Here is a 25,687-nt window from a genome sequence, read left to right on the forward strand (position 1 = left end):
TTCAAACGACGCGCCGGGGGCCCGGTCACCCGGTTGAATCCGGCAGGACTGCGCGGCCTCAAGCGGGGTATCAGCAGGCTGCGGGTGTCCATCGCGGAGTCCTGCAGGCGTGAAAGAGACACGAATGACCGAGTACATGGACGGGGCACTGGTCCCCACCGGCTTCGACGAGGCAGTCGGGCCACTGATGCAGGCCACCCACTACGCGGGCGACGAGGGGTGCCTGGCCGACGCGCGCAGGTTCGCCGACGTATTTCTCACCCGGCTCCGCCAGGAGTGGTGCGTCGAACTCGACCCGCGGACGGCCGGCGACGTCCTGCTCGTCGTCACCGAGCTGATCACGAACGCGGACCGGCACAGCGCCGGCCCCTACGTCCTGGAACTCGAGGGCACGTCGCGGCACGTCGCCGTCACCGTCTACGACAGCAGCGCCGCCGTACCGGTGCGTTTCCCGCGGGACCCGGCGCGCGTGGGCGGGCACGGCCTGGAGATCGTGGACGCGCTCGCCGCCGTCTCCGTCGAGCAGATCCCGGTCGGCAAGCGGGTGCGCGCCGTGCTGACCCTCGCCTCCTGAACGACCAAGTCTCCTGACCGACCCCGTCTCCTGAGCGACCCGCGCCGTCCGGCGGCGCGAGGCGGTGTTCCATGATGGTGTTCCGGACCCGTGAACGCGCCGTTCAGGGACATCTGTTCAGGAGGACGACATCGACACCGCAGACACGAGGGGCACGGTGGGCGAACTCGCCGCCGCGCTCCCGGACAGCACCCTCGTCACCGACCCGGACGTCCTCGCGTCCCTCGGCCACGACGACGCCGAGTGGGCGCCGATGGGCCGGCCGCTCGCCGCGGTGCGCGCCACGTCCGCCGAGGAGGTCGAGTCCGTGGTGCGGGTCTGCGCGGACCGGCGGATACCGGTCGTCACACGCGGCGCGGGGACCGGTCTGTCCGGCGGGGCCAACGCCAGCGACGGCTGCCTCCTGCTCGACGTGTCGAGGATGAACCGCATCCTGGAGATCGACACCGAGAACCTGATCGCCGTCGTCCAGCCCGGCGTCGTCAACAACGACCTCAAGGCCGCCGTCGCCGAACACGGCCTGTGGTACCCGCCGGACCCGGCCAGCGCCCCCTGGTCCACGATCGGCGGCAACGTCTCCACGAACGCGGGCGGCCTGTGTTGCCTCAAGTACGGCGTCACCCGCGACTACGTCCTCGGCATGGAAGTCGTCATGGGCGGCCCGGCGGGGGAGTACGGCAGCCGGGTCCGGCTCGGCCGACGCACCACGAAGGGCGTCGCGGGCTACGACCTGACCAGCCTGTTCGTCGGCTCCGAGGGCACCTTCGGCGTCATCACGGAGATCACGCTGAAGCTGCGGCCCGCGCCGGCCGCCGAGCCGCGCACCGTCGTCGGCAACTTCGACAGCCTGGTCGCCGCGGGCTCCGCCGTCGCCCTCGTCACGAGCCGGGGCCTCGCGCCCGCCGCCCTCGAACTCCTCGACCGGGCCTGCATGGAGGCCGTCGAGAACTGGAAGCACCTGGGCATCGAGCCCGGCGCCGAGGCGATGCTCCTGGCGCGCGTCGACGCCCCGGGCGACGCGGGCGAGACCGAGGCGAGCGCGATCGCCGACGCCTTCCGGGAAGCGGGCGCGCTGTGGGCCGAGCAGTCCACCGACGCCGTCGAGGCCGAGGCCCTGTTCGACGTACGGCGCCTCGCGTATCCCGCGCTGGAGCGCCTCGGGCCCGTGCTCACCGAGGACCTGTGCGTGCCGCGGTCCGCCGTGCCGCAGATGCTCGCGACCATCGAGAAGATCGGGCGCAGGCACGGCGTGCGGATCGCGACCATCGCGCACGCGGGCGACGGCAATCTGCATCCGCTCCTGATCACCGAGCCCGGCGACGAGGCCGAACGGGTCGCCGCGCAGGCCGCCTTCGAGGAACTCCTTCAGGCCGCGATCGCGGCGGGCGGCACGGTCACGGGCGAGCACGGCGTCGGCCTGCTCAAGCGCGGCGGCATGCGCAGCGAACTCGGGCCCGCCGTCTGCGCGTTGCAGCGGGCCGTGAAGCAGACCCTGGATCCGCTGGACCTGTTCAACCCCGGCAAGGTCGTCGGCGAGGACTGAACCGCCGGCTCCCGGCAGCCCATCGCGAGTGCTGTCCCTTTCCGCGGCACGCCGTCCCAAATGAGGCAATTGTCCGTTTATCCGCCCTACGGTGCGGGGGTCGGTGTCCGTGCGGGGGGACGCGCAACGCCCCCGCCCGGGGCGCGGATTGGGTTGTCCATGGAATTCGAAGAAGCCGGTCGTTCCAGCGGAATCAGCCGCAGACGTGTGGCACGTCTCGGTCTCGGTGCCGGTCTCGGCGCCGCGGCCGGGACGCTCGCCGGCTGCGGGACGAGCGGCGGCGAGAAGGAGAGCCCGCCCCCGGCAGGCCCCGCCCGCCATCCCGAGCGCCGCGCCAAGAAGAAGGCGCTGCCCCGCCTGATCGGCGACGGCTCGACCTCGTACACGGGACGCCAGCCCAAGCAGCCCGCCGCTCCCGTCGCCCTGGAACCCGGCCAGACGCCGCCCCAGTTCGTCGTCTTCTCCTGGGACGGCGCGGGCGAGGTCGGCAACGGCCTGTTCCCCCGCTTCCTCGAACTGGCCCGGCAGCACGACGCCCGCATGACCTTCTTCCTGTCCGGGCTCTACCTGCTCCCCGAGGCACAGAAGCGCCGCTACCTGCCGCCGGGCAACCCCGTCGGCGCCTCCGACATCGGCTACCTCAGCGATCCGCACGTGAAGGAGACGCTGAGGTACGTCCACCAGGCCTGGCTCGACGGGCACGAGATCGGCACCCACTTCAACGGGCACTTCTGCGGCGGTTCGGGCTCGGTCGCCAATTGGAGCTCCAAGCAGTGGCGCAGCGAGATCGAACAGGCCCGCACCTTCGTCAAGTCCTGGCGCACCCACACCGGCTGGCACGACCAGCCGGCACTGCCCTTCGACTACGACAAGGAACTGGTCGGCGGCCGCACACCCTGTCTGCTCGGCCAGGAGAACCTGCTGCCCGTGGCCCGCGAACTCGGCTGGCGCTACGACGCCTCCTCGCCGGGCGGTCTTCAGCGCTGGCCGGACAAACGGCACGGAATCTGGGACCTTCCCTTGCAGGGCATCCCGTTCCCCGGCCACAGCTTCGAAGTCCTCTCGATGGACTACAACATCCTCGCCAACCAGTCGAAGAACTCCACCCGCGCCCCCGCCCACAACTATCCGGGCTGGCGCACCCAGGCCACGCAGGCGTATCTCACCGGATTCCAGCGCGCCTACGAGAGCAACCGGGCGCCCTTCTTCATCGGCAACCACTTCGAGGAGTGGAACGGCGGCATCTACATGGACGCGGTCGAGGAGGCGCTCAAGCGGATCGCCGACAAGGCGGGGAGCGGCGACGTCCGGCTCGTGTCCTTCCGGCAGTTCGTCGACTGGCTCGACGCGCAGGACCCGGCCGTCCTCGCCCGGCTGCGCGAATTGCAGGTGGGGGAGCGTCCGGCGGGCGGCTGGAACCGGTATCTGCGACCGTCGAAGAACGCGGTAGTGCCCGGCGCGACGAGTGGAACCGGTACGAAGAGTAAAACCGGCGCACCCGGACAGACAGCTCACTAGACGAGACCGGACAGACCGAGTCCGGACAGAAGAGGAGGCGGTGCGATGACCCGGCCCATCACCGCGGGAGTGGACGGATCCCCCGAGAGCGCGGCGGCGGCAGCCTGGGCGGCGCGCGAGGCGGTGCGGCGCGGACTGCCGCTGCGCCTGGTGCACGTGGGCGAGCCCGCCCCCGACAGCCTGGCGCTCGCCGCGGACGAGTCCGCGCTCACGCAGTGGGCGGGCGATCTGCTCTCCGACACCGAGCACGAGATCGCCGAGCACCACCCCGGACTCGCGGTCACCACCGACGTCCTCGACGGGGACGGGCCCGCCGAGGCGCTCCTGGCGGCCGCGCGCGACGGCGAGTCCCTGGTGCTGGGCTCGCGCGGGCACGGCGTGATCGTCGGATTCATCGTCGGCTCGGTCGGGCAGCAGGTGATCGCCAAGGCGGAGCGGCCCATCGTGCTCGTCCGCGCGGACGACGCCGCCCCGGCGGAGGCGAGCGGGCGCGACGTGATCGTCGGGCAGGAGGGCGAACCGGAGGACAGCGCCGCCGCGATGGAGTTCGCCTTCACCACCGCGCAGGCCCGCGGCGTCGCCGTGCGGGCGGTGCGCGCGTGGAGCCTGCCGCCGGTGTTCTCCTACAGCCCCAGCTCCTTCGCCCTGCTGGACGACGCGGGCGGCATGGAGCCGTACGAGCAGAAGGCCCTCGGCGCCGCGCTCGCCCCCTGGCGCGAGCGCTTCCCCGATGTGCCGGTCCGCGAGCACGTCGAGATCGGCAGCGCGGGCCAGGTGCTGCTCTCGGTCGCGGCCGAGGCCCAGCTGCTCGTCGTCGGACGCCGCGCGCGCCGCACCGCGATCGGCTCCCGTATCGGCTCGGTCGCCCACGCGGTGCTGCACCACGCGCCGTGCCCGGTGACGGTGGTCCCGAACCTCGGCTGACCGGTGCGCGGATATCCGGATGCATGATCGGCGAGCGGCTTTGTAAGGTCCACGATGTGGAACCACTCAGCGACAAACAGATCCGCTCGTCCTTCGTGAACTGCACCAAGGGCGAGGCGACCCGTATGCGGCTGCCGCTCGACTTCGCCGAGCTGCCCTGGCACGACCTGGACTTCCTCGGCTGGGTGGACCCGGGCGCGCCGCTGCGCGCCCACCTCGTGCGCCCCACGGACGACGGTCCGGTCGGCATCACCCTACGCGTGCCGCAGAGCGGACGCACCAGCGCGATGAAGTCGAGCCTGTGCCAGATCTGCCTCACCGGACACGCCTCGTCGGGCGTCTCCCTGTTCGCCGCGCCGCTCGCCGGAGCGCGCGGCCGCGACGGCAACACGGTCGGCCTGTACGTCTGCGCCGACCTGGCCTGCTCCCTGTACCTGCGCGGCAAGAAGCAGCCGAAGCTGCGCGCCGGCCGCTACGAGGAGTCGCTCACGCTGGACGAGCGCGTGGCGCGGGCGCTCGGCAACCTGGACGCCTTCGTCGCCAGGGTCGAGGGAGGCTGAGGTTCGAGGGCGGCCGAGGGCTCAGGCCTTGAGCGCGACGACGGCCTCGTCCGTGTAGGGCAGGAACGTCAGGGTCTGGTGGAAGTACAGCTCGATGCCGTGCGCGTCGTGCGCGCTGTAGCCGATCGCCAGATCCTGACCGAGCCGCAGCTCGAAGTCGCCGCCGCGCTTCGACAGCACGAACGCCCCGTTCAGCGCGGGCGCCCAGATCAGTTCGCCGTCCAGGATCCGGCCCAGGTGATTGGCGATCGGGTAGCCGTGGTCGGAGGTCTCGCTGACCGCCGTGTACGCGTCGGCACCCAGCAGCAGCGCGTACGGGCCCGCCACGCCGGCGAGACGCAGCGCGGTGAGCGCCCGGCTGATGGTGTCCGGGTAGTCGCGGGCCTCGGCGGGCAGGCTCAGGACCGGGTTCGAGGTGCGCTCACGCAGCCCCTCGATGCCCGCCGCCGCGTACCCGTCGAAGATCGCCTGGTCCTCGGCGTACGCCATGGCGCGGGCCGCGTCCTTCACCGGCTGCCAGTCGGAGTCCTTGGAGCCGCGCTCCACGTCGTCGACGGCCTCCCGGCTCACCGTGAACGGCACCCGCAGCTCGACCAGCGGCTGCACGCCGCGCAGCCGCGCCGTCACACCCGGCGCGGGCGGCGCGATCTCCGCGAGGTGTCCGGTCCCGACGGCCGAGAGGTCGGCGCCGTCCGGGCCCGTGACGTCCACGACACGGCGGCCCGCGACATGGCGCTGGAAGGTGCGCGAGGCCTCCTCCTCGATCTCGGCCCAGGCGGCGGGCGTGATCGGGGCGAGCTCGCGGTGCAGATTGTTGCTCGGGGTCGGGTTCGGGGCGCTGCTCATGGTCGTCCATCTCCTTTGAGGCTGCCGATGCCGAGGGATCCGTCAGTGGGGTCGGCGGTGGCGGCGCCGGTCGGCGGCTCGGGCAGGTCGTCGAGGAACGCGGCGTTCGGCACGTGGAAGAGGCATCCGGTGACCGCGGTCGAGAAGTCGAGGATCCGGTCGTGGGTGCCGGGCGGGTCGCCGAGGAACATGTTGCGCAGCATTCGCTCGGTGACGTCGGGCGTGCGCGCGTAGCCGATGAAGTACGTGCCGAACTCGCCCTGGCCGACGCTGCCGAACGGCATGTTCTCGCGCAGGATCTGCCGCTCCGTGCCGTCCTCGTCGACGATGGTGTTGAGCGCGACGTGCGAGTTCGCGGGCTTCACGTCGTCGTCCAGCTCGATGTTCGCGGTCTTCGTGCGGCCGATGACCTTCTCCTGCTCCGTGGCGGGCAGCGCCTCCCAGGCGGCCATGTCGTGCACGTACTTCTGGACGACGACGTAGCTGCCGCCCTCGAAGTCCGGGTCTTCTTCGCCCACGAACACGGAGGCCGAAGCGGCCCGCCCGGTCGGGTTCTCGCTGCCGTCCACGAAGCCGAGCAGATCGCGGTCGTCGAAGTACTTGAAGCCGTGCACCTCGTCGACGACCGTGACGGCGGCGCCGAGCCGCCCGATGATCACGCGGGCCAGCTCGAAGCAGAGGTCCATGCGGCGCGCGCGCAGATGGAAGAGCAGATCGCCGGGCGTCGCGGGGGCCAGATGCCGGGGGCCCGCGAGCGCCTGGAACGGGTGCAGCTCGCGCGGCCTCGGCCCGCCGAACAGGCGGTCCCACGCGGTCGAGCCGATGCCCACGATGCAGCTGAGGGCGGCGTCGCGGTCGCGGAAGCCGACGGAGCGGCTCAGCCCCGACACCTCCTCGAGCGTGTCACGGACGGCGCTCTCGCCGCCCGGGGCGATCGTGACCACCAGAAAGACAGCGGCCTTCGCGGGCGGGGTGAGGAGGACGGGCTGGGGTTCGGCCACGAGTGCTCCGATGGCGAGGGAGGGCGTCAGTTGGCTGTTGTCACCATATGGGCTGTGGCGCCCCGTGGCACTCGCGCCCGAAAAGCACGTTCTGAAACCCAGATGAACTGTTGTGTCCGACCTCACGTCCCACCGCGCCGAGGCGGCGTCGGACCCCGGCTGTTTTCTGTTAAACTTTGAACCAGGCCCCGACCGTTCTCCCCCGTACGGTCGGGGTCCTTTTTTGTCTGCGGGCGTGCGCACGGTGGGTGCCTGGGGTTGCATGGGGTGGCGGGGGTCAGCCACGAAGGAGCCCGAACATGAAGGCACTCCAGTACCGGTCCGTGGGAGACGCCCCCGAGGTCGTGACCGTCCCCGATCCCGAGCCCGGCCCCGGACAGGTCCTGCTGAAGGTCACCGCCGCCGGCGTGTGCCACTCCGACATCGCCGTGATGAGCTGGCCTGCCGAGAGCTTCCCCTACGCGCTGCCGCTGACCCTCGGGCACGAGGGGGTCGGCACCGTCGCCGCGCTCGGCGCCGGGGTGACCGGCTTCGTGGAGGGCGACTCGGTCGCCGTGTACGGGCCCTGGGGCTGCGGGGCCTGCGCCAAGTGCGCGGAGGGCAAGGAGAACTACTGCCTGCGTGCCGAGGAGCTCGGCATCCGCCCGCCCGGACTCGGCGCCCCCGGCTCGATGGCCGAGTACATGATCGTCGACGACGCCCGGCACCTCACACCGATCGAGGGCCTCGACCCCGTCGCTGCCGTACCGCTCACCGACGCGGGCCTCACCCCGTACCACGCCATCAAGCGCTCGCTGCCCAAGCTGGTGCCCGGCTCTACCGCCGTCGTGATCGGCACCGGCGGCCTCGGCCACGTCGCCATCCAGCTGCTTCGCGCGATGACCGCCGCCCGTGTCATCGCCCTCGACGTGACCGAGGACAAGCTCGCCCTCGCCCGGACGGTCGGCGCCCACCAGGCCGTACTGTCCGACGCGGCGGCCGCGGGCAAGGTCAAGGAGCTGACCGGCGGGCGCGGCGCCGAGGCCGTCTTCGACTTCGTCGGCGTCCAGCCCACCGTCGAGACCGCGGGCGCCGTCGCCGCCGTCGAGGGCGACGTCACGATCGTCGGCATCGGCGGCGGCACCCTGCCCGTCGGCTTCGGCGCCACCAACTTCGAGGTCAACGTCAGCGCCCCGTACTGGGGCAGCCGCGCCGAACTCATCGAGGTCCTCGACCTGGCGCGAGCCGGCGCCGTCTCCGTGCACACCGAGACCTTCTCGCTCGACGACGCCCCCAAGGCATACCAGCTGCTGCACGACGGCAGGATCAGCGGACGTGCGGTGATCCTGCCGCACGGCTGACACGGGGCGGGGGTGTACGGGCTGACGGGCGGTCAATAGTCTGAGGGCTACCGCCCGTTGAACCCCCCACAGGGAGCCCCATGTCCACCGCGCAGGTCCCCGACATCCTCTCGCCGGAGTTCGCCGCGAACCCGTACCCCGCCTACCGTGCGATGCGCGAGAGCGCCCCGCTCCTCTGGCACGAGGCGACGCAGAGCTGGATCGTGTCGCGGTACGCCGATGTGGAACGCGTCTTCAAGGACAAAGAGGCGACGTTCACCACCGAGAATTACGACTGGCAGCTCGAACCCGTGCACGGCAGGACCATCCTGCAGATGAGCGGCCGGGAGCACGCCGTGCGCCGCGCGCTCGTCGCCCCCGCCTTCCGCGGCAGCGAGCTTCAGGACACGTTCCTGCCCGTCATCGAGCGCAACTCCCGTGAGCTGATAGACGCGTTCAGGAACCGGGGGGAGGCCGACCTGGTCGCGGACTACGCCACCCGGCTCCCGGTCAACGTCATCGCCGACATGCTCGGCCTCGACCAGGCCGACCACGCCCGCTTCCACGGCTGGTACACCGCCGTCATCAACTTCCTCGGCAACCTGGCGGGCGACCCGGACGTCGCCGCCGCGGGAGAGCGGACCCGCGTCGAGTTCGCCGAGTACATGATCCCGGTCATCCAGGAGCGCCGCGAGAACCCCGGCGACGACCTGCTCTCCGCGCTGTGCGCCGCCGAGGTCGACGGGGTGCGGATGAGTGACGAGGACATCAAGGCGTTCTGCAGCCTGCTGCTCGCGGCGGGCGGCGAGACCACCGACAAGGCCATCGCCAGCATCTTCGCCAACCTGCTCGCGCACCCCGACCAGCTGGCCGCCGTGCGCGCGGACCGGGCCCTGATCCCGCGGGCCTTCGCCGAGACGCTGCGCGTCACCCCGCCGGTCCACATGATCATGCGCCAGTCCGCCGTCGACGTCGAGCTGACCGGCGGCACCGTCCCGGCCGGGGCCACCGTCACCTGCCTCATCGGCGCGGCCAACCGCGACGAGAGCCGGTACGAGGACCCGGACCGCTTCGACCTGTTCCGCGAGGACCTGACCGCCACGACCGCGTTCTCGGCAGCCGCCGACCACCTCGCCTTCGCGCTCGGCCGGCACTTCTGCGTCGGCGCGCTGCTCGCCAAGGCGGAGGTGGAGACCGGGGTGAACCAGCTCCTCGACGCGATGCCCGACCTGCGGCTCGCCGACGGCTTCGACCCGGTCGAACAGGGCGTCTTCACGCGCGGTCCGCAAGCGCTGCCGGTGCGGTTCACGCCGGTCGGTGCCTGACCCGCACGGTCCGTCAGGTGTACGATTGCGTCATGCATCGATCTTCGTGCCTGAACTGGTGGCGCCTCACTTAGAGGCGGCCGCACACTCGAGCACGTACAAGGGCCGTCCCACCGGACGGCCCTTTTGCACGCCCTCCCAGCGGAGGTCACGCCGTCCCGCGGACGCCCGTGACCCAGGGGAGAGAAACCATGAGAAGCACCACCGACGCCCTCGGCACCTCCGCCGCACAGGACCGCAGCGCCGAGCTCGAACAGCTGATCCGCAAGGATCCCGGACAGTTCCGCATCCTCACCGGCGACCGGCCCACCGGGCGCCTGCACCTCGGGCACTATTTCGGCACCCTGCACAACCGCGTCCGGCTCCAGGACCTCGGCGTCGAGACCTTCGTCCTGATCGCCGACTACCAGGTGCTCACCGACCGCGACATCGCCGAGAACCTCACGGAGCACGTCGAGGAACTGATCCTCGACCACCTCGCCATCGGCGTCGACCCCGAGCGCTCCACGATCTTCACGCACAGCGCCCTGCCCGCCCTGAACCAGCTCCTGCTGCCGTTCCTCAGCCTCGTCTCCGTCGCCGAGCTCCAGCGCAACCCCACCGTCAAGGACGAGATCGCCCACTCCCGGCAGTCCGCGGTGAGCGGCCTGATGTTCACCTACCCCGTGCACCAGGCCGCCGACATCCTCTTCTGCAAGGCGAACCTCGTCCCCGTCGGCCAGGACCAGCTGCCGCACCTGGAGGTCACCCGCACCGTCGCACGCCGCTTCAACGACCGCTACGCCGACGGCACTGCGGTCTTCCCGCAGCCCGAGGCCCTGCTGTCCACGGCGCCGCTACTGCTCGGCACCGACGGCACCAAGATGAGCAAGTCCCGCGGCAACGCCATCGCCCTGTCGGCCACGCCCGACGAGACCGCGCGCCTCGTCCGCGGCGCCAGGACCGACGCCCGACGCCACATCACGTACGAGCCGCAGACCCGCCCCGAGGTCTCCTCGCTCGTCCTGCTCGCCGCGCTGTGCGAGGGCGTGGACCCGGCCACGGTGGCCGAGGAGATCGGGGACGGGGGAGGCGCGGCACTCAAGCGCCGCGTCACGGAGTCCGTGAACGAGTACCTCGCGCCGGTCCGGGCCCGCCGCGAGGCCTACGCGCAGGACCGTCGCCTGGTCAGGGACGTGCTGCGGGCCGGGAACGAGCGGGCGGGCGCGATCGCGGACGCCACGCTCAGGGAGGTGCGGGCCGCCATGAACGCCGACTACTGACGAGGGCGCGGAAAGCCGCCGGGACGATTCTGCCTACGGCATGCATGCCCGGCCCGATCCCGGGCAGCAGCAGAACAGACGCTCAAGCAGCCCACCCCCCCCGGGCGCTCGAGCCTGTGGCCCTGTCGCCCCCTCTCCCCCCTGGGAGGCGGCAGGGCCACCTTTTGTCACCGCCGTCGGCCTGGGGCGGGGACCCGACGAACTAGCCCTGGTAGTGCTGCTGTTGCTGCTGGGGCGCCCCGGCCTGCGGCCCGGCGGCCTGCGCGAGCATCCCGTCGACGTGCTCCTTGGGAACCTGGTGCGCGGCGCCGCAGAACGTGCACTGCGCCTGGTACTTCGTCGAGACCGGGAACAGCGGGACGAAGAACAGCGTGAACTTCGTGACGAACTTCCGCAGGGTGTGCGCCGCGGGATTGCCGCAGCTGCCGCAGACGAAGGTGAGGATCGCGAGCTGGTACGCGTAGCCCCGCGTGCCGAAGATGATCATTGGTTCCCTCCCGTGGTGTGGCCGCCGCAGAGCGTTCGGCGTCCGGCCTCATCGTATGCGGCCCGCCCCTGAGCGTCACAAGCCGTAGCGGCGCGTGGAGTGCTCCTCCTGGGCGAGGTGGCGCAGGGCGAGCAGCAGGGGGTCGTAGAGGACCGTCGACGCGACTGCCAGCTCGGCCTTCTCGGAGTCGTCGTAGGCGTCGACCTGGTCCAGGTCCAACTGGGCCACCTCTTCCATGAGGTGCGCGTACCGCATGAGGGCGTCGGGCCCGCGCGAGAATCCGAGGCGGGTCATCGTGACGATCGTGCTGACCAGGGTGCGATAGGTGGGGGAGATGGCGCCGATCTCGCGTGCGTGGTGCCAGCCCATGTCGCCGAGGAACCGGTCGACCGCCCCGGTCACCTCCACCGTCAGGGGGTCGTCCGCGGGCGCCTCGGGCGGGTGCGGCATCGCCCACAGTGCCGCGCCGAGCCGGAAGGTCGTCCCGAGGGACTCGTCGTCGACGTGCGTGAGGACCTCCCGCACGGTGGCGACGGGGATCCGTCCGACCTGGATCATCGCCCTGATGAGGCCGAGCCGCCGCAGATGCGCCTCGCCGTACGCGGCCTGGGTGGCGCTGATCCGCTCGCCCTGCCGCAGCAGCCCCTCGCGCAAGTAGTACTTGATCGTGCCGACCGGCACCCCACTGCGCTCGCTCAACTCCGCCAGTCGCATCCCTTGTGCCCCTCCTTGGAAAGTGCCACTATCCAAACACGAGTCAGGGGATCGGGGGACCCCTGACTCCCCACCAACAACCGACGAAATCGGGGGAGTTGTTGTGTTCACGAAGCTGGAGATGGGGCGGGTGACCGCGGCCGCCGACGGCGACGTCGTGCTCTTCGTCATCGGCATGCGGATCAACCGGTTCTGGGCGGTCCACCGCTGGCTGCCGGTGATGTACGCGATGCCCATGATGCTGCGGGAACTCGGCAAGGATCGCACGGTCGGCCTGCTCCACCACGTGCTGGGCACCTCGGACCCGCGCAACTACTACGTCATCCAGTACTGGGAGTCGAAGGAGAAGCTGCTGGCCTATGCGGCCGCCTCCGACGGGCGGCACCAGCCCTGGTGGGCCCGCCTCAACCGCTACCTCCGCAAGGGCGAGGGGCACGTCGGGGTCTGGCACGAGACCTACATCGTGCCCGCGGGCGCCTACGAGACGATCTACGGCGACATGCCCGCGCACGGCCTCGGCAAGGCCTACGGTGTGCGACCGCTGGGCGAAGGCGTGCAGGCGCGCGACCGGCTCGCGGCCTGAATGCTCGCGCCCCGCAAGCGAAGCGTCACGCAGCGTGCGAATGGCGTACGAAAACGGCCATCCCGACGGGCCGAATCGGCAATCCGGGGTTCGTGATGAAAGGATTGCGTCCATGGCAATCAAGACCTACTTCGACATCACGATCAACGACGAGCCCGCCGGGCGGATCACGTTCAACCTCTTCGACGACGTCGTCCCGAAGACCGCGGAGAACTTCCGTGCCCTGTGCACGGGCGAGAAGGGCTTCGGCTACGCCGGCTCGTCCTTCCACCGCGTCATTCCGGAGTTCATGCTGCAGGGCGGCGACTTCACCGCCGGGAACGGCACCGGCGGCAAGAGCATCTACGGCGAGAAGTTCGCCGACGAGAACTTCCAGCTCAAGCACACCAAGCCGGGCCAGCTCTCGATGGCCAACGCCGGCCCGAACACCAACGGCTCGCAGTTCTTCATCACCACGATCGTCACCAGCTGGCTGGACGGCAAGCACGTCGTCTTCGGTGAGGTCGAGGACGGCATGGACCTCGTGAAGAAGATCGAGTCCCTCGGCTCGCGCAGCGGCGCCACCTCCGCCAAGATCACGATCGCCGAGTCCGGCCAGCTCTGATCCAGGCCGAAATCCGGCGCGAGGAGCCGGGACCCCGTCAACCGGGGTCCCGGCTCCTCGTATTTCGGCGCGAGCCCAACTCCCGGGCACACGGAGCGGGTTAAGGTCTCGGTCGGTGGATCACCGATCCGCCGCACCGTTTCCTCGACCCAGGGAGGCACCCGTGCGCCTGCGCGCCATACCCACGCTGCTGCTGTCCGCCACCCTCACGGCGGGCGCCCTCGCCGCCACCGCGGCACCGGCGACCGCCGCGCCCGCCTCGTTCGAAGACCAGCTTCGGGCGCTGCCCGGAGTGCGCGTCACCGGCGTCACCGACAAGGAGGGCTTCCCGCTCTACTCCTTGTCGATCACGCAGCCGGTCGACCACGCCAGACCCGGCGCGGGCACGTTCCAGCAGCGCTTCACGCTCTGGCACAAGTCGACGGCCAAGCCCGTCGTCGTCTACACCGGCGGCTACGGCCTGTCCTCCTCGACCCGCGAACCCACCAGCCTGCTCGACGCCAACCAGCTCAGCGTCGAACACCGCTTCTTCGAAGAGTCCGTACCGTCCGGCGGCACCCCCTGGAACAAGATGACGGTGCAGCAGGAGGCGGCCGACGAGCACGGCATCGTGCAGGCGGTGCGGCCGCTGTACGAGAAGACGTCCAAGTGGCTGGCGACCGGCGGCTCCAAGGGCGGCATGACGGCGACCTACCACTACCGCTTCTACCCGAAGGACTACGACGGCGTCGTCGCCTACGTCGCCCCGAACGACGCCAACAACGACGACGACAGCGGCTACGAGGACTTCTTCCAGAGGGTCGGCACCCAGGAGTGCCGCGACGCGCTCGCCGCCGTGCAGCGCGAGATGCTGGCGCGCCGCGACACCCTGCTGCCCAAGTTCGAGAAGACCGCGAAGGACGAGGGGTACACCTTCACCAACACCCTCGGAACGACCGACCGGGCCTACGAGTTCGCGGTCCTCGACCAGGTGTGGAACTTCTGGCAGTCCGGCTCCGTCGACAACTGCCCGACCGTGCCCGACGCCAAGAAGGTCTCCGACGACGACCTCTACAAGTGGTCCCTCGACCACGGCCTGTCCATCTACGAGGACTCCACCCTCGGCGCCAACAGCTCGGGCCCCTATTATCGGCAGGCCGCCGCCCAACTCGGCTGGGCCGACCTGAAGTTCAAGAACCTCAAGGGTGTCCGCCACTACCCGGACATCTACCAGCCGAACTCGGTACTGCCCGCCGACATGCGCACCACCTACGACGGCACCGTCATCAAGGGCGTCGACAAGTGGGTGCGGACCAAGTCCCAGCGCATGCTGTTCGTCTACGGGCAGAACGACCCGTGGAGCGCCGAGCAGTTCACCCCCAGCAAGAACGACTCGTACAAGTACGTCGTACCGAAGTCCAACCACGGTGCCCGGATCTCCGCGCTGCCCGCGAACGAGCGCGATGCCGCGACGGCCACGATCAAGCGGTGGGCGGGAGTGCGCTAGCGGTCACCCGAACCGCTCGATACGGATGCGATCCACCGGCTGACCGAGGCCGACGAGCAGCTGCGAGGCGTGCTCGGCAAAGGAGTTGGAACCGCACACGTACGCCTCCCACTCGGGCGCGCCGTCGCTGAAGCACGGCGCCAGATGGTCCGCCGCCAGGCGCCGGCGCTCGCCCTCACGGGTGAGCACCGGCGTCGTCTCGGCCCCGTACTCGTCGGCGTAGATCAGGTCCGCACGCGTGCGTGCCGACACGAACAGCTTCAACGGCAGGTCGAGTCGGTGCCGCCGGTGGTGGCGGATCATCGACATCAGCGGCACGACACCCGAACCGGCACCGAGCAGCAGCGCGGGGCGGTCGCCCGGCCACGCGAAGAAGCCACTCAGCGGGCCGCGCACCTCGACCTCGTCGCCGACCCGCGCCCCGGTGTGCAGAAAACCCGACACCTCGCCGTCCTCGACGTGGTCTAGGGTCAGCTCGATGTGCCCCGAGTCGTCGGGCGCGGAGGCGAGCGAGTAGTGCCGCTGGGCGGTGTACCCGTCGGCGGCGGTCAGCCGCAGCATCAGGTGCTGGCCCGGCAGATGTCCCTGCCAGCCGGGCACCGCGAAGCGGAACGTCGAGGCGTTCGCCGTCTCGCGGCGGATCTCCGCGATGACGGCACGCTGCCAGAGCGCGGCGCCCTGGCCCGCTGCGATGCGGCCGGGCACGGCGAACCGGGTCGGCGGGGTGAAGGCGGTGGTCTGCGGCACGGTCTCAGTCACCTGCGTATCGCTGTTCTTCCCAGGGGTTGCCCCGTGCGTGGTACCCGTTCTGCTCCCAGAAACCGGGCTCGTCGTGATCGAGCAGCCGCAGACCCGCGACCCACTTCACGCTCTTCCAGAAGTAGAGGTGCGGAACCAACAGGCGGGCGGGGCCGCCGTGTTCGGTCGGCAGCGGCTCGTCCTCGTAGGTGAACGCGAGCCACGCCCGGCCGCCCGTCACATCGGCGAGCGGGAGGTTCGCCGAGTAACCGGTGTGCGAGTACGCCATGATGTGCGTCGCCGTGGGGGAGGGCCGGACGGCGTCGAGGAACGTGTCGAGCGAGACACCACCGAAGCGCACCCCGAACTTCGACCACGTCGTCACGCAGTGGATGTCACCGCTGTACGACGCCGGGGGCAGGGCCTGCGCCTCGTCCCACGTCCAGGTGCGGGGCTCCGCGACCAGGCCGTCGATCGTGAACGTCCAGTCCGCGCGGTCGAGTTGCGGTGTCACCTCGGCGGACAGCACCGGCCAGTCGTCGCCCGCGTCGTACTGGCCCGGCGGCAGGCCGGGGTTGTGGACGCGGGGGCGGCCGACGAAGCCGCGGGTCGCGTGGCCGGTCATGCGAGGGCCTCCAGGTCGGCGAGGACCGCGCCCTCGTCGAGGGTCGTGAGCGTACGGTCGCGCATCAGGACCCGGCCGTCGACGACGGTGTCCCGTACGTCGGAGGCCTGCGCGGCGTACGCCAGCATCGCGTACGGGTCGTGGCGCGGCGTGAGGTGCGGGCGGTTCAGGTCGAGGACGGCCAGGTCGGCGCGCTTGCCGACCTCGATCGAGCCCAGCTCGTCGCCGAGGCCCAGGGCGCGGGCGCCCTCGATGGTGGCCATCCGCACGGCCTGCTCGGCGCCGACCGCCGTCGGGTCCCCGTCCGCCTTGTGCACGAGCGCCGCCTGCCGCACGGCGCCCAGCACGTCGAGCGTGTTCGAGCTGACCGCGCCGTCCGTGCCGAGGCCGACGGTGACGCCCGCGCTCAGCAGCCGGGGCACCGGCGCGATGCCGCAGCCCAGCTTCAGGTTCGACACCGGGCAGTGGGCGACCGAGGCGCCCGCGCGGGCGATCGCCGCGATCTCGCCGCCGGTCAGGTCGACGGCGTGCGCGAGCACCACATCGGGGCCCAGCAGGCCGAGGGATTCGAGCAGCTCCACCGGCCGCTTGCCGTGCGCGACCTCGACGCCCGCGACCTCGGCGGCGTTCTCCGCCGCGTGCAGGTGGGTCAGCGCGCCGAACTCACGGGCCAGCGCGAAGCACTCGACGAGCTGTTCGGGGGAGAGGGTGTACGTCGAGTGCGCGAACATGACCGGGCGGGTGCCCGCGGGGCGCGCGGCCAGGTCACGGCGCGCCCACTCCATGCGCTCCTTGTACGGCCGACCGTCCGGCGGCTCCGGGACGTCCATGAACAGCGGCCCGGTGTGCAGCCGCCAGCCGGCCGCGTGTGCGGCCTCCTCGGCGGCCTCGTGGAACCAGTACATGTCGAGCGCCGAGGTCACCCCGGCGCGCACGCTCTCCGCGACGGCCACGCGGACGGCGGAGGCGACGGTGGCGGGGTCGAGGAGACGCGCCTCGGCGGGCACGACACGGCCCAGGAACTCCTGGAGGCTCACGTCGTCGGCGGTGCCGCGCAGCAGCGTCATCGCGAGGTGCGTATGCGTGTTGATCAGGCCGGGGAGGACGAGTCCGCCGGAGGCGTCGATGGTCTCGGCGGCGGTGTGCCCGGCGCGCAGTTCCTCGGCCGGGCCGACCGCCACGATCACGCCGTCGCGCACGGCGACCGCGCCGTCGGCGAGCACCGTCGACGCGTCGTCGACGGTGAGGACGGTGCCACCGTGCACCAGCAGATCGACGGACTCGGTCACAGTTGCTCCTCGGTCAGAATGCGCAGGGCCTCCAGGGCCACGACGCTGCCGCGCCGCACCCCCTCCGCGACGACGTCGCGATGCGGGTCGTAGCCGCCAGTGCTCTCCTGGTCCACCAGCTCGTCCGCGTTCACGCCGTCGACGACGAGTACGGCACCCGCGACGAGGCCGCGCAGCGACGCCGTGACGAACAGCGCGGACACCTCCATCTCGATGGCCGCGAGGCCCGCCCCGTCGTACTGGTTCAACGGGATCAGCCCTGGCTGGAACGCCGCCCGCGTCCACACGATTCCCCGATGGTGCGGCGCCCCCGCCTCGCGGGCCGCGCGCGTCAGGGCGAACACGGCCTCCGGACTCGACACCGCCGGGTACTCGGCGGGCACCAGCTGGCCCGTCACACCGTCGTCGCGCACCGCGGCCTCGGCCACGACCAGATCGCCGTCGCCGATCCCCGGCCGCATCGCACCCGCCGTACCGAAGCGCACGAACGTCCGTACACCCGCGTCGGCCAGCTCCTGGAACAGCAGGATCGCTCCGGGACCGCCGACGCCGTGCGAGGCGACGACGACCGGCACCCCGCGCCACGTACCGGTGAACGTCCGGTACTCGCGGCTGTGCGCCACCTCCACGGCGTCGTCGAGCAGCGCGGCGACGGCCGCGGCACGGGCCGGGTCGCCCACGACGACGGCGCGCGGCGGCAGTCCCGTACGCGGAACCCGGCTCAGCGGGAGCAAGGAGTGGGGATCGGGTGCGGGGGCACTCACGAGGTGGCTCCAGTCATGGGGCGGCGCGACATCGGATTCGTAGGGGATCTTTGGATCGTATCCCCAGGTCAGAGTGGGTCGGAAGGCAGGACCGCGCTATGTGCGCGGTCCCACAGGGACGCCGAGCGGCCGGGCCAGACCGGAGATCCCCTCGTCGAGCCGCTGAAGGTGACGCAGCACACGGAACGTGACGGTGTTCGCGGCCGGCACCCCCAGACCGTCCGTCTCCAGCATCGCCGCGATGCTCGCGCCCGACTCGACGGCGCCGGTCAGGTCCTCGTCGTTCACCTGCGCCACCAGCACGTCGATGTTGTGCGCGATGCGCCGCGCCGCCCTGCCGAGCCGCGGATCGGCGGCCACATGCTTGCTGTACGGGACGAGCTCGGCGGTCGCCGCCAGGGAACGCGCGTGGTACGCGGACGTCTCCAGGAGCGCCACCAGATAGCGCACGGTCTGCCGCCGCTCGCGCTGCGGGGCGATCGCGTGGGTCAGCGGCTTGGTGGACGCGCGCAGGTCGTCCAGGGCGGTGTCCAGATCCCGCGCCCGGTCGAGCAGATCCGCGGCCGGACCGCCGCTGAGCTGCTCCACCGCGCCCGCCACGACGTCACCCAGCCGCTCCAGGACCGTCGCGAGCAGCTCGTCGGTGCGGCTGTCGGTGCGCACCGGAAGCACCAGCATCGCCGCGATGATGCCGCACGCCGCGCCGAGCGCGGTCTCCTCGATGCGCAGCACCAGCACGTCGAAGCTGTAGGTGTTCAGGAGCGTGTAGAGCAGGCCCAGCATCGCCGTCACGAAGAACGACATCAGCGCGTACGACAACGGAGCGGTGAAGAACGCCGCGAACACGCACAGCAGGACCAGGGCGAACGCCACCCATGTGTGGTTGCCGACCGCCCCCGCGAGCAGCACTCCGGCGAGCACACCGAGCACCGTGCCGAGGACACGACGGTAGCCCTTGATGACGATCTCGCCCGTGGACGCGGTGTTGAGGAAGACGACCCAGCAGGTCAGGACCGCCCAGTACCAGCGCTGACTGGAGAGGAACTCGCCGCCGACGATCGCGAGGCCCGAGCCGACGGCGACCTGGAAGGCGGCCCGGGTGGTGGGCCGGTCGAGCCCCGAGCGGTCGTCCTCCTCCTCTTCGGCGGCGTCCTTCTCGGTGCTGGTCAGGGCGACGGTGCCGGTGATGGACATGTCCTCCGCCTCCAGCTCCTCGCGCGAACGCGTCGTGGCGGGGGAGTCGTCGGACTCGTCCTGCGGCCCGTCGAGCGCGATCCGCAGGCCCATCACCGCGCGGGCCGCCTCACCGATGCCGCGGAACACGTCCTGCACGGCGAGCGTGGCGCCCGGAGGCATCCGCTCCTCGTCGCGGTAGCCGAGCAGACGGTTGCGGATCTGGGCGACGGCCGTGCCCCGGTTGGCGTCGGCGGGGCGCACCACCATCAGGTGCAGGGCGCCCAGATCGCGGCGCAGGGTGGCCGTCGACTCGTCCTCGTGACGCAGCAGCTTGCCCGCGGCGGGCGCGGGCGCGTGCGGGAGGTGCAGGGTCAGGGTGTCGGCGCGCTCGGCGCTGCGCGCGTTGAGCAGCAGCATGCCGAGGCGCTCGGCGGAGATCTCCGCGTCGGCGATACGGCGCTGGATCAGCGAGGCGGTCGCCGCGTCCCGGGCGCCGTCCTCGAGCCGGCCCTGGATCATCAGGGCCGTCTCGTGCAGCCGCGAGGTGTGGTGCCGCAGATCGTTCAGTACGTCGTCCAGATCCTCCGGCGCGGCGTCGAGCAGCCGCGTCTGCGCGGTCACGAGCTGTGCCAGCCGGGCCCGGAACGCCCCGCGCAGCCGGTCCAGGACGCGCTGCGGCGTCTCCGGCACCAGCGCGAAACGGGCCACCGCGCTGCATGCGAACGCCACCGCCAACGTGCCCGCGAGCACGGGCAGTTGATCGGTGGTCGCGTTCACGAACAGCGACACGAAGTAGACCTGGAAACCCATCAGGCCGAGGGCCGTGCCCCGGTCGCCGAAGCGGCGGAAGTAGACCGCGCCGAAGATCAGCGCGATGAAGAAGAGATCACCGGCGATGACCCTGCTGTGCAGCAGCGCGCCCAGGGTCACGGCGGCGAGCGCCACGGGGAACCCCCACGCGAGCGTGATCGCCTGCCCTCGCAGGTTCTTCTCCCGGATCGCGAACGTGCTCACCATCGCGGCCATCGCACCCGCGACCATGTGCGTCACGTCCGTGCCGAGGAGCGCGAGCACGGCGAGCGTCAGCCCGATGGCCGCGACGATCCGCAGCCCGGCCGTCAGGCGCAGCAGCCCCGGATCGGATGCAATGAAGCGGTCCCAGGTGTCCCTCGGCCGTCGCGCCACCAGTGCTCACTCCAAGATCAGTTCGTCGGCGTCGTCCCCGAGCATACGAGGAGGTGGGCGCGCTCTTGACACGAGTATCGACAGGTGGACGGCGACCGGGTTGGGCACAAGGTGACTTCTGGGGGATTTCCCCCAACGAGAAGTGGAGGGCAGCCGGATGGTGTGCCGGGCCCGGTCCCGCGAATCTTGAGCCATGGACGATCACGGCAGGATTTCGACGGGAAGGCCGGCCCGGCGGGGCGTACTCGCGGCCGGAGCGGCGTTGTTGACCCTGGGTGCGGCGCCGGCGGTGGCAGCCGCCCCGCGGCGGGTGCGGCTGCGCTTACCGGCTCCGAGCGGCCCGCACCCGGTGGGCAGGGTGGCGCTGCGCCTGGTGGACCGCTCCCGGCGCGATCCGTGGACGGCGGCTGCGGCGCGGGAGTTGATGGTGGACGTGCGCTACCCCGCGCGCACGGTGGCCGGGCACGGAAGAGCGGCGCAGCTGACGCCACAGGAGGCGGCGGGCTTCGACCGGCTCAACAACTTCGCGGGGCTGCCCCCGGGCCGGGTCGACTGGTCGGCCACGCGTACCTTCGCCCACACCGCGGCGCCGTTCGACCGCCGGGCGGCACACCCCGTGGTGTTGTACTCGCCGGGGGTGGTGGACCCCCGCTCGCTGGGCACGACACTCACGGACGACCTGGCGTCCCGCGGCTATGTCGTGATCGCCATCGACCATCCCTACGACGTGTCGGCGGTGGAGTTCCCCGATGGGAGGGTGGCGCTCTCCCGGCTCCCGCAGGAATTCGAGAAGGCGCAGCAGGCGGGTCCCGAGGCGATCACGGCGCTGCTGAGGAAGACGACGGCCGTACGCGTCGCCGACACCCGCTTCGTCCTCGACGTGGTGCGGCGGGCCTTCGACACACACCGGCTGCGCAAGGCACCGATCGGCATGTTCGGGCAGTCCGCGGGCGGCTTCGCGGCGCTGCAGACCCTGCACGACGACGAGCGGCTGACCGCGGCCGCGAACCTCGACGGCGTGCTCGCGTACGTCCAGGACGACCACGACGAGGGCGGTCTGTCCACCGTCGCGGCCGAGGGCGTGGACCGGCCGGTGCTCCTCATGGGCAGCGAGGGCAACGACCGCAGAAGCGTCCCCTCGTGGCGGGAGCTGTGGCGGCACAGCGGCGGATGGCGGCGCGACCTGACCCTGCGCGGCTCCGCGCACGCCACGTACACGGACGCGACGAGTCTGCTGCCGCAGATCGCGGATCGCCTCGACCTGCCGAGCCGGACACTGGAGGAATGGGTGGGCACGGTGCCGGCCCACCGGGCGGTCGCGGCTCAACGGGCGTATCTCGCGGCCTTCTTCGACCGCTGGCTGCGGGGCGGTGACGGCACGCTCCTGGACGCGCCGTCGCCGCGGTATCCGGAGATCGCCTTCATATGACGCGGGCTCCCCGGTTCGGATGAGGCGGGGAGCCCGGCCCGGGGATCAGCGCAGCCCGAGCGCGCCCATCGTGGCATCGGCCATGGCCGTCTCACCCAGCGCGTTCGGGTGCACGGGGACGAAGTTGGTGCCGAAGAGCGCCGGTTCGACCCAGCGGGTGCCGATCGGCTTGCAGGCGTCGTGGCCCTCGGAGGACTGCGAGAAGTCCACGTAGGTGGCGCCGGTCTCGCTCGCCGCGCGCTGCACCGCGCGGTTGAGGTGGGACTGGATGTCGCGCACGTACGGCACGTCGCCGGACGCGATCGGCATCTTCACGAAGCAGCCCTTCTGCGCGGTGGGCGGCATGATCCACGGATAGCCGAGGACGGCGACCTTCGCGTTCGGTGCCTTGCTCTTGACGGCCTGGAGGGCGGACTTCACCGCCGGGTACGTCTTGGCATCGATGTCGTCGCTGTACTTGTCGCCGTACAGGGTCTTGCAGGGGTGGCCCTGGCCCGCGGAGGCGAGCCCGGCGGTGGCGCAGGACAGGATCGTGTTGATGAAGGTGCTGTTGTCGTTGCCGCCGATGGTGAGGGTCACCAGGTCGGTGTCCTGGCCGAGCGCGTCGAGCTGCGGCGGCACGCCGGGGTACTGGGACCCGGCGAAGTCCTTCGTCTGCGCGGCGCCGCATGTCACGTCCTTGAGGGCGGCGCCGGTGCGCTTCGCGATGACGTGCGGGTAGTTGGCCGTGGAGCGGGCGCACAGCGGGCTGGCCTGCGGATCGAGCGGGAGCACGCCGGACGCGGCGCTGTAGCTGTCGCCCAGGGCGACGTAGGAGAGGGGCTCGGGCGCCGCGTGGGCCGGCGCGGCGAGCGTGACGAGGGCTGCGCCGGTCGTTGCCGCGAGGGCCGTGAGTCTGCCGCTGAACGCGCGTTTCGCCATCTGATGCTCCTTCGAAGCCTTGAGGGCCGACGGAAAGCGGCCGGAGGGATGGCCAAGTTCCGTTTGAGGCAAGGGGGTTCAGCGCGCTGGTAGTTGAAGCTACCGACGAGTTTGAATATGAGTCAATAGGTGTGCACAGGGTCGTGACCAGGGGAGAGTCGTGCAACACGGGGTTGTCAGTGGTGCTCGATAGCCTCACAGACGCATGGCGGACCCGTCGGCAGGCCGCCCCGGCGTGTTCACCGATTGCGGTGGCGGGGGCGGCCCGGACGGCGACAATCGAACACACCGATTCGAGACTGGCGACGCCGCGGATTCCCGCAGGCGCCCGCGGACACCCGATGGAGACATGATGAGCAAGGTCGCGAGGACGGGGACACCGTCGGCAACGTCGCACCCCGCCGACAGCCACGACCTGATCCGCGTGCACGGCGCGCGGGAGAACAACCTCAAGGACGTCAGCATCGAACTGCCCAAGCGGCGCCTGACGGTGTTCACCGGGGTCTCGGGGTCGGGCAAGAGTTCGTTGGTGTTCGACACGATCGCCGCCGAGTCACAGCGGATGATCAATGAGACGTACAGCGCGTTCGTCCAGGGCTTCATGCCGACGCTGGCGCGGCCCGAGGTCGATGTGCTGGACGGCCTGACCACCGTGATCACCGTCGACCAGCAGCGGATGGGCTCCGACCCGCGCTCCACGGTCGGTACCGCCACGGATGCGAGCGCGATGCTGCGCATCCTCTACAGCCGGCTCGCCAAGCCGCAGATCGGCGGACCGGGGGCCTACTCCTTCAACGTCGCGTCGGTCTCGGCGCAGGGCGGGTTCACGGTCGACCGGGGCGCCGACAGGACCAGGACCGAGAAGGTGTCCTTCAGCCGCACCGGCGGCATGTGCGTCCACTGCGAGGGGCGGGGCACGGTCTCCGACATCGACCTGGCCCAGCTCTTCGACGAATCCAAGTCGCTGAACGAGGACCCGTTCAGCATCCCCACGTACACCGGGGACGGCTGGGTGGTGCGGGTCATCCGTGACTCCGGCTTCTTCGACCCGGACAAGCCGATCCGCAAGTACACGAAGAAGGAGCGGCACGACTTCCTCCACCGCGAACCCGTCAAGGTCAAGATCAACGGTGTGAACCTCACCTACGAGGGCCTCATCCCGAAGATCCAGAAGACCTTCCTGGCCAAGGACCGGGAGTCGATGCAGCCGCACATCCGGGCCTTCGTGGACCGTGCGGTCACCTTCCAGACCTGTCCCGACTGCGGGGGCTCCCGGCTCAGCGAGCTGGCCCGCTCCTCGAAGATCAAGCGCAAGAGCATCGCCGATCTGTGCGCGATGGAGATCCGGGACCTCGCGGAGTGGGTGCGCGCCTTGAAGGAGCCCTCGGTCGCCCCGCTGCTCGCCAAGCTGCGGCACACCCTGGAGTCGTTCGAGGAGATCGGCCTCGGCTATCTCTCCCTCGACCGGGCGGCGGGCACGCTCTCCGGCGGTGAGGCGCAGCGCGTCAAGATGATCCGCCACCTCGGCTCCTCGCTCACCGATGTCACCTACGTCTTCGACGAGCCCACCATCGGCCTGCACCCGCACGACATCCAGCGGATGAACAAGCTGCTCCTGCGGCTGCGCGACCAGGGGAACACCGTGCTGGTCGTGGAGCACAAGCCGGAGGCCATCGCCATCGCCGACCACGTCGTGGACCTCGGACCCGGCGCCGGTACGGGCGGCGGCAGCGTCTGCTTCGAGGGCACCGTCGACGAGCTGCGCGCCAGTGACACCATCACCGGGCGCCACCTCGACGACCGGGCCGCCGTCAAGGACACCGTGCGCGAGCCCACCGGCAAGCTCGCGATCCGCGGGGCGAACGCGCACAACCTGCGGGATGTCGACGTCGACATCCCGCTCGGGGTGCTCACGGTCGTCACCGGTGTCGCGGGTTCCGGCAAGAGCTCGCTCGTGCACGGATCCGTCCCCGCCGACGACGCGGTGGTGGCGGTCGACCAGACCCCGATCCGCGGCTCACGGCGCAGCAACCCGGCCACGTACACCGGGCTCCTCGAGCCGATCCGCAAGGCGTTCGCGAAGGCCAACGGCGTGAAGCCCGCGCTGTTCAGCGCCAACTCGGAGGGCGCCTGCCCGACCTGCAACGGCGCGGGCGTCATCTACACCGACCTCGGGATCATGGCGAGCGCGGCCGCCACCTGCGAGGAGTGCGACGGCAAGCGGTTCGAGGCCTCCGTGCTCGACTACCACTTCGGCGGCAAGGACATCAGCGAGGTGCTCGCGATGCCGGTGACCGAGGCGGTGGAGTTCTTCGGGGCGGGGGAGGCGCGCACCCCGGCCGCGCACAAGATCCTTGAGCGGCTCGAGGAGGTCGGGCTCGGCTACCTGACCCTCGGCCAGCCGCTGACCACACTCTCCGGCGGTGAGCGGCAGCGGCTCAAGCTCGCCGTGCACATGGCCGACAAGGGCGGCGTCTACGTTCTGGACGAGCCGACGACGGGTCTGCACCTGGCGGACGTCGAGCAACTGCTCGGGCTGCTCGACCGGCTCGTGGACTCCGGTAAGTCGGTCATCGTCATCGAGCACCACCAGGCCGTGATGGCGCACGCCGACTGGATCATCGACCTGGGCCCCGGTGCGGGGCACGAAGGCGGCAAGGTCGTCTTCGAGGGAACCCCGGCCGACCTCGTCGCGGACCGCTCCACCCTCACCGGCGAGCACCTGGCGCAGTACGTGGGTGCCTGACCGGTTGCCGTCGGCCCGTGGGGGAGGGCCGCGACGGACGGAGCCGTGCGGGAGGGCCGGCCGCTGTC

Annotated in this window: 23 protein-coding genes; 13 read left to right on the forward strand and 10 right to left on the reverse strand. The window is 71.1% G+C overall.

Going from position 1 to position 25,687, the window contains the following annotated elements:
• Positions 1–124: 124 nt before the first annotated feature.
• From ACNYS0_RS42080 to ACNYS0_RS42100, 5 genes are all read left to right on the forward strand, one after another.
• Positions 125–574 (forward strand): ATP-binding protein, encoded by a 450-nt coding sequence (locus tag ACNYS0_RS42080; RefSeq protein ID WP_422482103.1) that lies wholly within the window; start codon positions 125–127, stop codon positions 572–574.
• A gap of 157 nt (positions 575–731) precedes the next feature.
• Entirely contained in the window at positions 732–2,117 is a 1,386-nt protein-coding gene (locus tag ACNYS0_RS42085; RefSeq protein ID WP_422482105.1) for an FAD-binding oxidoreductase, read from the forward strand.
• Positions 2,118–2,276: 159 nt separating this feature from the next.
• On the forward strand, positions 2,277–3,635 hold the full coding sequence (locus tag ACNYS0_RS42090) for a polysaccharide deacetylase family protein (RefSeq protein ID WP_422482107.1): 1,359 nt from the start codon (positions 2,277–2,279) through the stop codon (positions 3,633–3,635).
• A gap of 45 nt (positions 3,636–3,680) precedes the next feature.
• Entirely contained in the window at positions 3,681–4,559 is an 879-nt protein-coding gene (locus tag ACNYS0_RS42095) for a universal stress protein (protein WP_422482109.1), read from the forward strand.
• Positions 4,560–4,615: 56 nt separating this feature from the next.
• The gene (locus ACNYS0_RS42100; protein ID WP_422482111.1) at positions 4,616–5,119 is read left to right on the forward strand and encodes an FBP domain-containing protein; all 504 of its coding nucleotides are present in this window, start codon (positions 4,616–4,618) and stop codon (positions 5,117–5,119) included.
• A gap of 21 nt (positions 5,120–5,140) precedes the next feature.
• On the opposite strand, the gene ACNYS0_RS42105 is transcribed toward ACNYS0_RS42100, so the two are convergent.
• Together ACNYS0_RS42105 and ACNYS0_RS42110 are read right to left on the reverse strand one after the other, a co-directional pair.
• Complete coding sequence (locus ACNYS0_RS42105) at positions 5,141–5,965, reverse strand: family 1 encapsulin nanocompartment shell protein (RefSeq protein WP_422482113.1); 825 nt, start codon at positions 5,963–5,965, stop codon at positions 5,141–5,143.
• Positions 5,962–6,966 carry a Dyp-type peroxidase gene (locus tag ACNYS0_RS42110; protein ID WP_422482115.1) on the reverse strand — a complete coding sequence of 335 codons (1,005 nt, stop codon included), beginning with the start codon at positions 6,964–6,966 and terminating at the stop codon, positions 5,962–5,964. Before ACNYS0_RS42110 ends, ACNYS0_RS42105 begins: the two co-directional genes overlap by 4 nt.
• 299 nt (positions 6,967–7,265) lie before the next feature.
• Between ACNYS0_RS42110 and ACNYS0_RS42115 the strand changes: the two genes are divergently transcribed.
• The 3 genes from ACNYS0_RS42115 (at position 7,266) to trpS (ending at position 10,872) form a co-directional block, all read left to right on the forward strand.
• A complete protein-coding gene (locus tag ACNYS0_RS42115; protein ID WP_422482117.1) occupies positions 7,266–8,306 on the forward strand; it encodes an NAD(P)-dependent alcohol dehydrogenase in 1,041 nt (346 codons plus the stop codon).
• An 80-nt stretch (positions 8,307–8,386) separates the two neighbouring features.
• Positions 8,387–9,610 carry a cytochrome P450 gene (locus ACNYS0_RS42120; RefSeq protein ID WP_422482119.1) on the forward strand — a complete coding sequence of 408 codons (1,224 nt, stop codon included), beginning with the start codon at positions 8,387–8,389 and terminating at the stop codon, positions 9,608–9,610.
• Positions 9,611–9,801: 191 nt separating this feature from the next.
• A complete protein-coding gene (gene trpS / locus ACNYS0_RS42125; RefSeq protein ID WP_422482121.1) occupies positions 9,802–10,872 on the forward strand; it encodes a tryptophan--tRNA ligase in 1,071 nt (356 codons plus the stop codon).
• A gap of 202 nt (positions 10,873–11,074) precedes the next feature.
• Here trpS and ACNYS0_RS42130 read toward each other — a convergent pair whose 3' ends face one another.
• Together ACNYS0_RS42130 and ACNYS0_RS42135 are read right to left on the reverse strand one after the other, a co-directional pair.
• On the reverse strand, positions 11,075–11,359 hold the full coding sequence (locus ACNYS0_RS42130; RefSeq protein ID WP_422428680.1) for a zinc ribbon domain-containing protein: 285 nt from the start codon (positions 11,357–11,359) through the stop codon (positions 11,075–11,077).
• Between the two features lie 75 nt (positions 11,360–11,434).
• A complete protein-coding gene (locus ACNYS0_RS42135) occupies positions 11,435–12,073 on the reverse strand; it encodes a MerR family transcriptional regulator (protein WP_422482123.1) in 639 nt (212 codons plus the stop codon).
• Between the two features lie 103 nt (positions 12,074–12,176).
• Here ACNYS0_RS42135 and ACNYS0_RS42140 point away from each other — a divergent pair, with 103 nt between their 5' ends.
• The 3 genes from ACNYS0_RS42140 to ACNYS0_RS42150 all read left to right on the forward strand — a co-directional run bounded on the left by ACNYS0_RS42140 (position 12,177) and on the right by ACNYS0_RS42150 (position 14,746).
• Complete coding sequence (locus tag ACNYS0_RS42140; RefSeq protein ID WP_422482125.1) at positions 12,177–12,656, forward strand: DUF4188 domain-containing protein; 480 nt, start codon at positions 12,177–12,179, stop codon at positions 12,654–12,656.
• 112 nt (positions 12,657–12,768) lie between these two features.
• On the forward strand, positions 12,769–13,260 hold the full coding sequence (locus ACNYS0_RS42145; protein WP_422482127.1) for a peptidylprolyl isomerase: 492 nt from the start codon (positions 12,769–12,771) through the stop codon (positions 13,258–13,260).
• Positions 13,261–13,423: 163 nt separating this feature from the next.
• Complete coding sequence (locus ACNYS0_RS42150) at positions 13,424–14,746, forward strand: S28 family serine protease (RefSeq protein ID WP_422482129.1); 1,323 nt, start codon at positions 13,424–13,426, stop codon at positions 14,744–14,746.
• A 3-nt stretch (positions 14,747–14,749) separates the two neighbouring features.
• On the opposite strand, the gene ACNYS0_RS42155 is transcribed toward ACNYS0_RS42150, so the two are convergent.
• The 5 genes from ACNYS0_RS42155 to ACNYS0_RS42175 all read right to left on the reverse strand — a co-directional run bounded on the left by ACNYS0_RS42155 (position 14,750) and on the right by ACNYS0_RS42175 (position 20,523).
• Positions 14,750–15,505, reverse strand: a complete 756-nt coding sequence (locus ACNYS0_RS42155; RefSeq protein ID WP_422482131.1) for a ferredoxin reductase — start codon at positions 15,503–15,505, stop codon at positions 14,750–14,752.
• On the reverse strand, positions 15,498–16,109 hold the full coding sequence (locus ACNYS0_RS42160) for a sulfite oxidase-like oxidoreductase (RefSeq protein ID WP_422482133.1): 612 nt from the start codon (positions 16,107–16,109) through the stop codon (positions 15,498–15,500). The genes ACNYS0_RS42155 and ACNYS0_RS42160 overlap by 8 nt, the downstream gene beginning before the upstream one ends.
• Positions 16,106–17,398, reverse strand: a complete 1,293-nt coding sequence (locus tag ACNYS0_RS42165; RefSeq protein WP_422482135.1) for an amidohydrolase — start codon at positions 17,396–17,398, stop codon at positions 16,106–16,108. The genes ACNYS0_RS42160 and ACNYS0_RS42165 overlap by 4 nt, the downstream gene beginning before the upstream one ends.
• Positions 17,395–18,162: a nucleoside phosphorylase gene (locus tag ACNYS0_RS42170; protein ID WP_422482138.1), complete on the reverse strand. Its 768-nt coding sequence runs from the start codon at positions 18,160–18,162 to the stop codon at positions 17,395–17,397. The genes ACNYS0_RS42165 and ACNYS0_RS42170 overlap by 4 nt, the downstream gene beginning before the upstream one ends.
• Positions 18,163–18,258: 96 nt before the next feature.
• Positions 18,259–20,523, reverse strand: coding sequence for an FUSC family protein (locus tag ACNYS0_RS42175; protein ID WP_422482140.1), 2,265 nt, complete (start codon positions 20,521–20,523; stop codon positions 18,259–18,261).
• Positions 20,524–20,812: 289 nt separating this feature from the next.
• Between ACNYS0_RS42175 and ACNYS0_RS42180 the strand changes: the two genes are divergently transcribed.
• Complete coding sequence (locus ACNYS0_RS42180; protein WP_422482142.1) at positions 20,813–21,952, forward strand: alpha/beta hydrolase; 1,140 nt, start codon at positions 20,813–20,815, stop codon at positions 21,950–21,952.
• Positions 21,953–21,997: 45 nt separating this feature from the next.
• Here the strand turns inward: ACNYS0_RS42180 and ACNYS0_RS42185 are convergent, their stop codons facing one another.
• Positions 21,998–22,873: an SGNH/GDSL hydrolase family protein gene (locus ACNYS0_RS42185; protein WP_422482144.1), complete on the reverse strand. Its 876-nt coding sequence runs from the start codon at positions 22,871–22,873 to the stop codon at positions 21,998–22,000.
• Positions 22,874–23,225: 352 nt separating this feature from the next.
• Between ACNYS0_RS42185 and ACNYS0_RS42190 the strand changes: the two genes are divergently transcribed.
• Positions 23,226–25,619: an ATP-binding cassette domain-containing protein gene (locus ACNYS0_RS42190; RefSeq protein ID WP_422482146.1), complete on the forward strand. Its 2,394-nt coding sequence runs from the start codon at positions 23,226–23,228 to the stop codon at positions 25,617–25,619.
• Positions 25,620–25,687: the final 68 nt, after the last annotated feature.

This window comes from Streptomyces anthophorae (assembly GCF_049310305.1).
Classification (GTDB): Bacteria; Actinomycetota; Actinomycetes; order Streptomycetales; family Streptomycetaceae; genus Streptomyces.

Coding starts and splice junctions, on each gene's coding strand:
- ACNYS0_RS42080 (WP_422482103.1), top strand. CDS start 125: ATGACCGAGTACATGGACGGGGCACTGGTCCCCACCGGCTTCGACGAG.
- ACNYS0_RS42090 (WP_422482107.1), top strand. CDS start 2,277: ATGGAATTCGAAGAAGCCGGTCGTTCCAGCGGAATCAGCCGCAGACGT.
- ACNYS0_RS42095 (WP_422482109.1), top strand. CDS start 3,681: ATGACCCGGCCCATCACCGCGGGAGTGGACGGATCCCCCGAGAGCGCG.
- ACNYS0_RS42105 (WP_422482113.1), bottom strand. CDS start 5,965: ATGAGCAGCGCCCCGAACCCGACCCCGAGCAACAATCTGCACCGCGAG.
- ACNYS0_RS42115 (WP_422482117.1), top strand. CDS start 7,266: ATGAAGGCACTCCAGTACCGGTCCGTGGGAGACGCCCCCGAGGTCGTG.
- ACNYS0_RS42120 (WP_422482119.1), top strand. CDS start 8,387: ATGTCCACCGCGCAGGTCCCCGACATCCTCTCGCCGGAGTTCGCCGCG.
- trpS (WP_422482121.1), top strand. CDS start 9,802: ATGAGAAGCACCACCGACGCCCTCGGCACCTCCGCCGCACAGGACCGC.
- ACNYS0_RS42130 (WP_422428680.1), bottom strand. CDS start 11,359: ATGATCATCTTCGGCACGCGGGGCTACGCGTACCAGCTCGCGATCCTC.
- ACNYS0_RS42135 (WP_422482123.1), bottom strand. CDS start 12,073: ATGCGACTGGCGGAGTTGAGCGAGCGCAGTGGGGTGCCGGTCGGCACG.
- ACNYS0_RS42145 (WP_422482127.1), top strand. CDS start 12,769: ATGGCAATCAAGACCTACTTCGACATCACGATCAACGACGAGCCCGCC.
- ACNYS0_RS42160 (WP_422482133.1), bottom strand. CDS start 16,109: ATGACCGGCCACGCGACCCGCGGCTTCGTCGGCCGCCCCCGCGTCCAC.
- ACNYS0_RS42185 (WP_422482144.1), bottom strand. CDS start 22,873: ATGGCGAAACGCGCGTTCAGCGGCAGACTCACGGCCCTCGCGGCAACG.
- ACNYS0_RS42190 (WP_422482146.1), top strand. CDS start 23,226: ATGAGCAAGGTCGCGAGGACGGGGACACCGTCGGCAACGTCGCACCCC.